The following is a 9,702-nucleotide window of genomic DNA, read 5'->3' as shown; positions in this document are numbered from 1 at the left end:
GGGCCAGCACGGCCCACGGCCGGGCCCGCATCCGCTCGGCCGACCGCTGCGCGTCCGCCAGCTCCGCCGCCGCCTCGTCGCACCGGCCCAGCACCAGGTCCACCACGCCGAGCCACAGGTCGACCGGCCCGCTGATGTCGCACCCGTACAGCGACACCAGCCACTTGCCCCGGTGCGGCGCCAACCGCTCCCGCACCCGCGCGGCCACGTCGCGGTCGCCGGTCGCGAGCGCGAACCGGGCGTGGAACCGCAGCCACAGCGGGTCGAACATCGGCTGGAACCGGACGTCGAGGACGGGCTGGTCGAGGTGCCGGCGCGCGGTCTCCACGTCGCCGCGCTCCAACGCGGTGAGCCCGGCGAGCAGGCCGGGGCACGGGTGGGTGCTCGCGGCGACCTCGTCCGCCAGCTCGTCCAGCTCGGCGAACTTCCCCTGCGGCAGCAGCAACGCCCACCTCAGGTGCAGGTACATCATGCGGAACGCGGGGTGGCCGGTCGCGCCCATCCCGGTCGCCTTGGCCAGCACCGCCTCGGCCTCGGCGAACCGGCCCTGCATCGTGTGGACGATGCACTGGTCGATCGCCGACGAGAAGTGGAACCGGGTCATGCCGAGCCGTTCCGACAGCGCCACGAACGCCTGCAGCTGCTCGACGTAACGCGGGTCGCCCAGCTCCACCAGCGCCACCCACCGCAGCGAGGTGGCGAAGTGCTCGGCGTTGTGGTCGCCGTTGCGGCGCGACACGGTGATCAGCTCGTCCGTCAGCGCCAGCCGCGCCTCGGCGTTGCCGATGCCGGTCGTGGTGTCGTGCGTGGCCCACAGGCCTGACGTCAACGCGTCGTCGTCGCCACCGCCGCGCGCCGCCTCGGTGGTGCGCAGGCTCATCTCGCGCGCCAGCGCCTCCGGCGGCACGTCCGGCGGCGGCCCGATCAGCCGGGCGTACGCCTCGCGCAGCACGAGGGCTCCCGAGTCGTCGAAGTCGGCGAACCGGTAGATGGCGAGCGCGGCGCGGGCGAACGGCTCCGGGTCGTCCAGCTCGCGGGCAGCGTCCGCCGCCTCGGCGAAGATCCGCTGCGCCTCAGCGGGTTCGGCGCAGTGGTACAGCTCGTGGCCCAGCTCCAACGCCACCGCGATGCGCCGTCGCGGGCCCCGCGCGTGCTCCAGCGCCCGCCGGTAGTGCCCGGCGGCCTCCTCGACCGCCATCCGGCTGCTCGCGTCGCGCGCCGCCGCCACCATCAGGTCGACGGCCCGGTCGGCGGGCAGGTGGTCGCCCGCGAGGTGCGCGTGCCGGGCCAGGTCGGCCGGGAACACCTGGTCGGCCAGGTCGCCGTCCAGCGCCTCCACCACGGCCGCGTGCCGCGCGTCCACATCGGACAGCGACGCGTACAGCGTCTCGCGGACCAGGTCGTGCGCGAAGGAGAACCGGCCGCCGCCCAGCCCCAGCACCAGCCGGGCCTGCGCGGCCTGGTCGAGCAGCCGGTCCACCGCCGGCACCGGCAGGGACGCGGTCGCGGCCAGCACCCTGCGGTGGAACTCGCGCCCGAGCACGGCGGCCGTGGTCAGCAGCTCGCCGACCGGCGCGGGCAGCAGCGACAGCCGACGGCGCAACGCGTCCCGCACACCGGGGGCGATCGCCGTCACGGGGCCGTCGCCGTGCCACAGCCGGGCGGTCTGCTCCACGAAGAACGGGTTGCCGCCGGTCCGCAGGTGCACCTCGGCGACCAGCGCCGGGTCGGGCTCGCGGCCCGCCGTGCGCGACATCAGCTCGCCGACCTCGGTCGGCCCGAGACCGGTCAGCGCCACCGTGGTCGCCCGGCCCAGCAACGGCGTCAGCAACGGCCGCAACGGGTGCTCGTCGGCGTCGACCTCGTTGTCGCGGTAGGTGCCGACGAGCAGGAGCCGTTCGAACCAGGTGTGCCGCGCGGCGAACTCCAGCAGCCGCAGCGACGCCGGGTCGGCCCAGTGCAGGTCCTCCAGCACGACCACCACCGGCCGGTGGTGCGACACCGTCACCAGCGCGGTGGTCACCGCGTCGTACAACGGGAAGCTCTCCGGCGGCTGCTCCGCGACGGCCTCGCCGAGCAGCACCGCGAGCGGCCCGCGGTCGACCGAGGCCCACTCGTCGGGGGTGGCGGCCCGGCGCAGCGCCCGGATCACCTGCACCCACGGCCAGTAGCCCGGCGCGCTCTCGGACTCCCAGCAGGACCCGCCGAGCACCAGCGCGCCCTGCCGCCGCGCGTCCTCGGCCGCGCCGGTCACCAGCGTGGTCTTGCCGATGCCCGCCTCGCCGGCGACCAGCACGAGGCCGCCGTGGCTCCGGGTGGCGCGGTCGACCTCGGCGCGCAGCACCCCGGCTGGGTGGTCCCGTCCGATGAGTCGCATGGCAGGGGAGAACCTAGCCCACGGGACCGACAGTTCCGCGGCGTTCAGGGGATGCCGCGGTCACCGAGTTCGCTCAGTTGTGCGAACGCCGCGTCCACCGCGCCGGGCAGGGCGGCCGGGTCGCCGTCCGCGAGCTCGTGCCCCGCCTGGTAGCACGCCAGCGCGAGCTGCGGCGCGAGCGCGGCCACGTCGGGCGCCGCGCCCCGGTCGAGCAGGGTGTCGCGGAACGTCGCGCACAGCCTGGCGAACTTCCGCGCGGCGCGGTCCCGCAGCTCCGGGTTGTCCCGAAGCAGCCGTTCGTGGGCGCGGAAGTGCTCGCGGTCGGCGGCGAGCTGGTGGCACAACTCGAGCACGATGTCGCGGATCTGCGCCACGGCGCCCGCGAGGTCGGTCACCGGCGGCAGCTCGCGGTGCCGCCGGGTCAGCTGCTCGATGATCGCCTGCTCGTCGGAGAACGCGACTTCCTGCTTGTCGCCGAAGTAGCGGAAGAACGTGGTGCGCCCGACCTCGGCCCGCTCGGCGATGTCGGAGACCGTCACGGCGGCGAACCCGCGTTCGGCGAACAACGCGAACGCCGCCTCCACGATCTGCTCCCGCGCGCGTTGTTGCTTGCGCTCGCGCAGCGGCGCCCGTCCCGACATGCGGAGCAGCATAGCGGCCTGGCACGCCGTCCGGTACGGTACTCAGTACCACTTAGAACCAAGTACCGGGAGACGTCATGGGCACCACGCTGATGACCGGCGCGAGCCGGGGTCTGGGCCGCGAGGCCGCCGAACACCTCCTGCGCCACCACCCGGACCGGCACCTCCTGGTGTTCAACCGCAGGCCCGGCCTGGCCGCCGAGCTCATCGAGCGGACCGGCAACCCCAACGTGACCGAGGTGGTGTGCGACCTGGCGTCGTTCGCCGACATCCGGCGCGCGGCGGCCGAGGTGGACCGCCCGCTGGACGGGTTCCTGGGCAACGCGGGCCTGCAGATGGCGACCACGCGCAAGCTCACCGCCGACGGCCACGAGATGACGTTCGGCGTCAACGTGCTGGCCTACCACCTGCTCCTGACCCTGCTCCGGCCGCGCTTCACGAACCCGGCGCGGATCGTCGTGGTGGCCAGCGACGTGCACGACCGCGACCTGAACACCCTGGGTCTCATCCCGCCGCCGCGCTGGGACGACCCGCGGGAGCTGGTCAAGCCGGCGGAGGGCACGGGCCGGGCGGGCCGGCGGGCGTACGCCACGAGCAAGCTCGGCGTCATCTACCTGGTGCACGCGCTGAGGCGCCGCCTGCCCGAGGGGATCGACGTCTACTCCTACAACCCCGGCCTGGTGCCGGGCACCGAGCTCGCCCGTGACGCGGGGCGGGTCGGGCGGGCCGCGTTCCGGGCGGTCGGCAAGGCCCTGGTCGCCCTGCCGTTCGCGACCACGCCCGCCGAGGCCGGTCGGCTGCTCGCGGAGACGATGACGGGGCCCCGCCCCGGTGACAGCGGTTCCTACATCAGCCGGGGCGAGGTGATCCCGTCATCGTCCGAGTCCTACGACGAGCGGCGCGAGGAGGAGCTCTGGGCCGCCGCCGACGAACTCTGCGGGCTCCCGTCAGCGGGAACCCCGCCGACCGGAACCCCGTCGCCGGGCGTCACGAGCACGCCACGCCGTTCAGCCTGAACCCGCTGGGCGCCGTGGACGACGAGCCGTTGGCCTGGTAGCCGACGGTCACGCTCTGTCCGGGCGCGAGGTTCGGCGCCCAGCTCGGCGCGGCGGCCGTGACGGTCGAGCCGCTCTGGCTCACCGTCGCGTTCCAGCCGCTGGTCACCGTCACGCCGGACGGCGCGGTCCACGTGGCGCGCCAGTTCGACACCTGCGACGAGCCGGTGTTCGTGATCGTCGCCTCGGCGGTGAACCCGCCGTTCCACGAGTTGACCACGCGGTGCGTCGCCCGGCACGAGCCGGGGCCGTTGTTCTGCGACGACGTGGTGGTCGTCGTGGTGGAGGTGTTCGTGCCGCCGGACGCGCTGAACCCGAACGAGTTCACCGCCAGGCCTGGGCCGCCCTGCCACGGCTCGAAGCCGAACTGGGCGCTGGTCATGTACCAGCCGGTCTGCACCTGGCCGCGGCGCACCGCGTCGTTGGTGAACTCGGTGAGGTTGAGGTTCAGCGAGTTCGTCTTCTGCTGCCGGACGTACGAGATGACGTTCCAGCCGATGTTGCCGATCCACACGTCCCAGGTCGCGCCGGCGAGGGACGCGGTGCCGACGCGGCTGCCGATGGGCTGGATCGGACCCTGGTGGTTGCCCCAGATCATCAGCTCGGCGGCGTTCTGGCCGGCCTGGTTCGGGTTCGGGTCGTACCAGAGGTCGTACGCCGCGTTCCAGTACCCGCCCGCGGTCGTGTAGCTGACGTTGCTCGACACCGTGCCCATGCGGCTGACCTGCAGCGGGAGGCCGCTGTTGGACGAGCAGTTGCCGTAGTGGCAGCCCGCGTAGATCGACGGGTAGCCGGCGGGCGCGCCGTTGGTCGGCACGTTGTGGTTGCCCGCGGTGATGGTGAAGCCGGTGTCCGAGACGCTGATGCACTGACCGTCGTTCGCGCCCCACTCGTTGTTCTGGACGACGTACCGTCCGCCCTGGATCTTCGTGGAGCCGTACTTCTCGCAGATCGTCGTCGCGGCGGCGGCCTGCGGCGGGCTGACCGCGATGGCCAGCCCGGCGACCAAGCCGGCGACGGCCGCCACCAGGGCGGCGAGCCGGGGAACTCGTGGATGCATTTGACGAACAACTCCTTTGTTGTGCGTGTCGTGCGGCCTATGCTCTCTGGGAGCGCTCCCAGAAGGCACAGGGAGAGGCTAGCGCCCCATGCCAACGGCGGTGAAGGGACAAAACGACGTGAGGTTGTTGCTGCTCGTCTCGCTCATGGCGCTGACGCTGGTCCCGCCGGCGGCGGCCGCGGCCCCGGCCGACTGGCTGGAAGCCGAGGACGGCGTGCTGTCCGGGGTGGTCGTCGAGACGTCCGCCGAGGGTTTCTCCGGCACCGGGTACGTCGGCGGTTTCGACGAGCCCGCCGACCACGTGACCATCACGATCCCGGACAGCCCGGGCGGCCTGCACGACCTCACGGTCCGCTATGCCGCGCCGAACGGCGCCAAGAAGACCTCCGTGTCGCTGAACGGCGCCCCGGTCGGCGAGGTCTCGCTCGCCGAGAGCGCGGGCTTCACCGAGGCGACCGGCGCGAAGCTGATGCTGGTCGAGGGCGACAACACGGTCACCTTCACCACCGGTTGGGGCTGGTACCTGATCGACGCCATCGGCGTCGCGCCGAGCGCCCCGTCCGCGCCGGGCGTGCACGAGGCCGAGGACGGCGTGCTGAACGGCGTCGTGGTCGAGTCGGGCGTCGCCGGGTTCTCCGGCCGCGGCTACGTGGCCGGGTTCGACACCGGCACGGACAGCGTCACCATCACCATCCCGGACAGCCCCGGCGGCCTGCACGACCTGTCGATCCTCTACGCCACCCCGTACGGCGCGAAGACCGCGTCGCTGTCGCTCAACGGCAGCGGGCTCGGCGACGTCTCGTTCCCGGAGCACCCGACGTTCACGTCGATCGCCGCGGGCAAGGTGCTGCTGCGCGAGGGCGACAACACGGTCACCATCACCAACAACTGGGGCTGGTACCTGATCGACGCGATCAAGGTGACGCCCAGCGCGCCGCGCGGACCGCACCAGGTCACGGGCGCGTTGACCGACCCGGCCGCCACCGCGGAGGCCAAGGGCCTGATGCGGTACCTGGTCGACAACTACGGCGAGAAGACCCTGTCCGGCCAGCAGGACCAGGGCTCGATCGACTGGGTCGAGCAGAACGTCGGCAAGGCGCCCGCGATCGGCGGCTACGACCTGATGGACTACTCGCCGAGCCGGGTCGAGCGCGGCACGGTCGGCCGGGACGTCGACCACGCCGTCGCCTACGACCGGCGCGGCGGCATCGTGACGATGGCGTGGCACTGGAACGCGCCGTCCGGGTTGATCGACCAGCCGGGCAAGGAGTGGTGGCGCGGCTTCTACACCGACGCGACCACGTTCGACCTGGCCGCGGCGCTGGCCGACCCGAACTCGGCCGACTACAAGCTGTTGATCCGGGACATGGACGCGATCGCGGTGCAGCTCAAGCGCCTCGCGGACGCGAAGGTGCCGGTGTTGTGGCGGCCGCTGCACGAGGCCGAGGGCGGCTGGTTCTGGTGGGGCGCCAAGGGTCCCGGCCCGGCGAAGGAGCTGTACCGGCTGCTGCACCAGCGCCTCGTCGGGCACCACGGGTTGCACAACCTGATCTGGGTGTGGAACTCCATCTCGCCCGACTGGTACCCCGGCGACGACGTCGTCGACGTCGTGAGCATGGACTCGTACCCGCCGCAGGGTGACCACGGCCCGGTGATCGGCCCGTACGAGCGGCTGGTGGACCTGGGCGGCGACAAGAAGCTGGTGGCGCTGGGCGAGGTCGGCTCCATCCCCGACCCCGACCTGGTCCGCGCCTACGAGGCCCGCTGGTCCTGGTTCGTCACCTGGTCCGGGCACTTCGTCCAGGACGGCGTCGTGAACCCGCGCGACTTCCTGCAGCGCGTCTACAACCACGCCGACGTCATCACGCTGGACGAGCTGCCCGACTTCAAGGCCACCCCCGGCGACTGCACGGCGACGATGCGCGTGGTCGCCCAGTGGGGCACCGGGTACCACGCCGAGATCACCGTGCGGCACCAGGAGAACTCGCCCTCCGCCGGCTGGAAGGTGAGCTGGCCCGCGGCCGGGCAGGTCCGCCACGCGTGGGGCGCGACCATCACCACCGAGGGCTCCACCACGACGGCCCGGAACGTGTCGTGGAACGCGGCGATCAAGCCCGGGCAGAGCACCACGTTCGGGTTCCTCGCCACCGGCTCCCCGACAGCGCCTGCGCTGACTTGCGCTATCGGGTGATCGCGTCCGGTGGACCGGCGGGAGCGACCAGGGGACCGGACGCGGTGTCCGCACCCACCTCCCGCCACCACCGGGCCTGTTGCGGTGTCGTGACGCCGGCCGCGGTCAGGCCGATGCCGGCGTCACGCACCACCGCCGGCACCGCGGGCAACGCCCGCGCCGCGCGCGGCGGACGTGCAGGCGGTCGAGGAGGCCACCGAGGACGTCTTCTCGCCGACGGAGGCCGCGGACGGGCTCGGCGTGGCGGTGCTGCTGCCGCACCCTGCTGATCGACGTGCCGGTGAGGTCCGCCGTGGGCAGCCGGGACGCGGCGGTGTGCGGGCACCTGGCCACGGACCGCTCGTCGTCGGCGACGCCGCACGCGGCCGAGGCCGGGTGCTTCCGGGTGCCGCCGCGGACCGACGTGGTGCCCGGCTACGGCCACTCGATCAACCTCGCGCCGAACGCGCGGGACTACTGCTCGGCGGTGTCCTCCTGGGACTTGGAGGAGGTCGGCCGCTGAGAGGTGGTGCGGGGCCCGAACGCGTCGCGGGCCCCGCACCACCGCCCTCCGGGTCTCACGTCGTCGGAACCTCCGCCCACACGACCTTGCGGTCGTCGTGGCGGTCGAACCCCCAGTGCACCGAGAGCCGGTTGACCAGCAGCAGCCCGTTGCCCAGCGACGGGCTGTCGGCTCTGCCGAGCACGGGCAGCAGGCTCGGGCTGCGGTCCTCCACCTCGACCCGGACGACCTGCCGCTCCCGCACCGGCCACACCCGCATCCGCCACGGCCCCTCCGCGTGCCGGTGGGCGTTGCCCACCAGTTCCGCGGCGATCAACACCAGGTCGGCGACGCGCTGCTCGTCCACCCCGTAGGCGACCTGCCGCACCCAACCGTCGATGCCGTCCAGCGAAGGGATGCCGCGGAGCTCCAGGTCGAGCCCGTCATCAGGCAGCTCCACCATGTTCATGGCACGCTCCTCCAGCGCCCTGTTTACTCAAGGCGCACGCGAGAAGTAACCATTCGGGTGACGCTTCAAACCACAAGGTTCGTCACCTTTTCCGCCGGCGGCGCTCGCCGGCCCCCACCCGGTGGACGTTGAGCGGGCCGGAACGGCCGCGCTGCCACCGAGTCACGCGTGGCGGACGGGGTGGGCGGCGAGGTCCTGCGCCACCACGAGTGCGGCCCTGGTCGCGTCGTGTTCGAACCGGCTGGGGAACGCGTCGTGCACCCGCCAGCCCGCGCCCCGCAGCGCACGCCACCGGGCCAGGTGCGCCGCCGTGCCGTCCGGGTGCGGGCGGGTCTCCACGGCCGTGGCGGCTTCGCCCTCGCCGACGACCAGGTCCACCCGCCACCGGCCCACCGGGTAGCCGGTCCGCACGGTCACGCCCGACGCGGCCAGCTCACCGGCCAGCCGGCGGGTCCAGTCGTCGGCCGGCGGGACGCCCTCGGTCTCGCTGGGCGGCACCTCCGCGTGCCGCAGGTACTCGCCGAGGAGCCCGACCGGCCTGGTGGCCGACGTGACGACGTGCACGAGCCGCCGGGCCCGCGTGGTGAGCACGGCCAGGAGGTTGGGGTCGTTGGCGAACCGCCAGGCCGCGGGCCGGTCCTCGTCGGTCAGCGCGAGGCTGACCACGACCTCGTCGAACTCGGAGCCCTGCACGCCGTGGACGGTGCCGACGCGCACCCCGCCCGTGGTGATCTCGTCCAGGCTCAGCCCGTCGAGCAGGGCCTGTTCCAGCGCGTCGGCCTGCGCCCGGAACGGGGTGACCACGCCGATCGACCGCGTCCCGGCGGCGATCCGGCGGCGCAGGTGCGCGAGCACCGCGTCCACCTCGACCCGGTTCACGCCCTTGTCGTCGCGGGCGCCGACGACGCGCTCGACGTCGACGCAGTCCACGTCGGCGATCGCCGGGTGGGTGGTGAGCAGCGCGATCCGGTCCTCGTAGAACCGGGCCGCGGCGAAGCCGATCAGGTGCGGCGCGCAGCGGTGGTGCTCGGTCAGCCAGTGCACCCCGGCGACGGCCGCGCCCGCGTCGAACAGGCTCACCTTGGGCACGTCGAGGCGGTCCGCCAGCGACGTCGTGCCCTCCGCCGCCACCGCCTCGCGCACGGCCGCGTCGGCGACGAACGACACGTGCCGCAGCTGGCGCGGGTCGCCGCCGATCACGGCCCGCCTGCCGCGCAGCAGCGCGGGCGCGGCGAGCGGCTGGTCCACGTGGCTCGACTCGTCGATCACGACCAGGTCGAACATGCCCGGCACTGCGGGCAGGATGTCCTCGACGTCGGCCAGCGTCCCCACCCACAGCGGCAGCGCCTCGACCAGGTGGCCGCTGTCGATGCGGGCCAGCGCCCGCCGCCGGGCCGCCCGACCGGACCGCAACGCGGTGGCCAGCGC

At 73.4% G+C, this 9,702-nt stretch carries 8 protein-coding genes; 3 read left to right on the top strand and 5 right to left on the bottom strand.

Annotated features, from left to right (window positions below; genetic code table 11):
* Positions 1–2,377, bottom strand: a 2,377-nt coding sequence (locus ACFQ3T_RS30870) for an ATP-binding protein (protein WP_380728667.1), incomplete at its 3' end; no start/stop codon positions are given.
* A 44-nt stretch (positions 2,378–2,421) separates the two neighbouring features.
* On the bottom strand, positions 2,422–3,018 hold the full coding sequence (locus ACFQ3T_RS30865; RefSeq protein ID WP_380728665.1) for a TetR/AcrR family transcriptional regulator: 597 nt from the start codon (positions 3,016–3,018) through the stop codon (positions 2,422–2,424).
* 77 nt (positions 3,019–3,095) lie between these two features.
* Between ACFQ3T_RS30865 and ACFQ3T_RS30860 the strand changes: the two genes are divergently transcribed.
* Positions 3,096–4,034 carry an SDR family NAD(P)-dependent oxidoreductase gene (locus tag ACFQ3T_RS30860; protein ID WP_380728663.1) on the top strand — a complete coding sequence of 313 codons (939 nt, stop codon included), beginning with the start codon at positions 3,096–3,098 and terminating at the stop codon, positions 4,032–4,034.
* Here the strand turns inward: ACFQ3T_RS30860 and ACFQ3T_RS30855 are convergent.
* Positions 4,006–5,133: a GH12 family glycosyl hydrolase domain-containing protein gene (locus tag ACFQ3T_RS30855; RefSeq protein ID WP_380728661.1), complete on the bottom strand. Its 1,128-nt coding sequence runs from the start codon at positions 5,131–5,133 to the stop codon at positions 4,006–4,008. The two genes, ACFQ3T_RS30860 and ACFQ3T_RS30855, sit on opposite strands and share 29 nt — an antisense overlap.
* A gap of 118 nt (positions 5,134–5,251) precedes the next feature.
* Between ACFQ3T_RS30855 and ACFQ3T_RS30850 the strand changes: the two genes are divergently transcribed.
* Positions 5,252–7,324, top strand: coding sequence for a glycosyl hydrolase (locus ACFQ3T_RS30850; RefSeq protein ID WP_380728659.1), 2,073 nt, complete (start codon positions 5,252–5,254; stop codon positions 7,322–7,324).
* 280 nt (positions 7,325–7,604) lie between these two features.
* Complete coding sequence (locus ACFQ3T_RS30845) at positions 7,605–7,826, top strand: hypothetical protein (protein ID WP_380728657.1); 222 nt, start codon at positions 7,605–7,607, stop codon at positions 7,824–7,826.
* Between the two features lie 55 nt (positions 7,827–7,881).
* Here the strand turns inward: ACFQ3T_RS30845 and ACFQ3T_RS30840 are convergent, their stop codons facing one another.
* Both ACFQ3T_RS30840 and ACFQ3T_RS30835 read right to left on the bottom strand, forming a co-directional pair.
* Positions 7,882–8,274, bottom strand: coding sequence for an ATP-binding protein (locus ACFQ3T_RS30840; protein ID WP_380728655.1), 393 nt, complete (start codon positions 8,272–8,274; stop codon positions 7,882–7,884).
* 162 nt (positions 8,275–8,436) lie between these two features.
* On the bottom strand, positions 8,437–9,702 hold a 1,266-nt coding region (locus ACFQ3T_RS30835; RefSeq protein WP_380728653.1), incomplete at its 5' end, for an AAA domain-containing protein.

Source organism: Saccharothrix hoggarensis (genome assembly GCF_042678885.1).
In the GTDB taxonomy this organism is placed as follows: Bacteria; Actinomycetota; Actinomycetes; order Mycobacteriales; family Pseudonocardiaceae; genus Actinosynnema; species Actinosynnema hoggarensis.
Note: the sequence above shows the minus strand (reverse complement) of the source record. Positions and strands in the feature narration are given on the sequence as shown.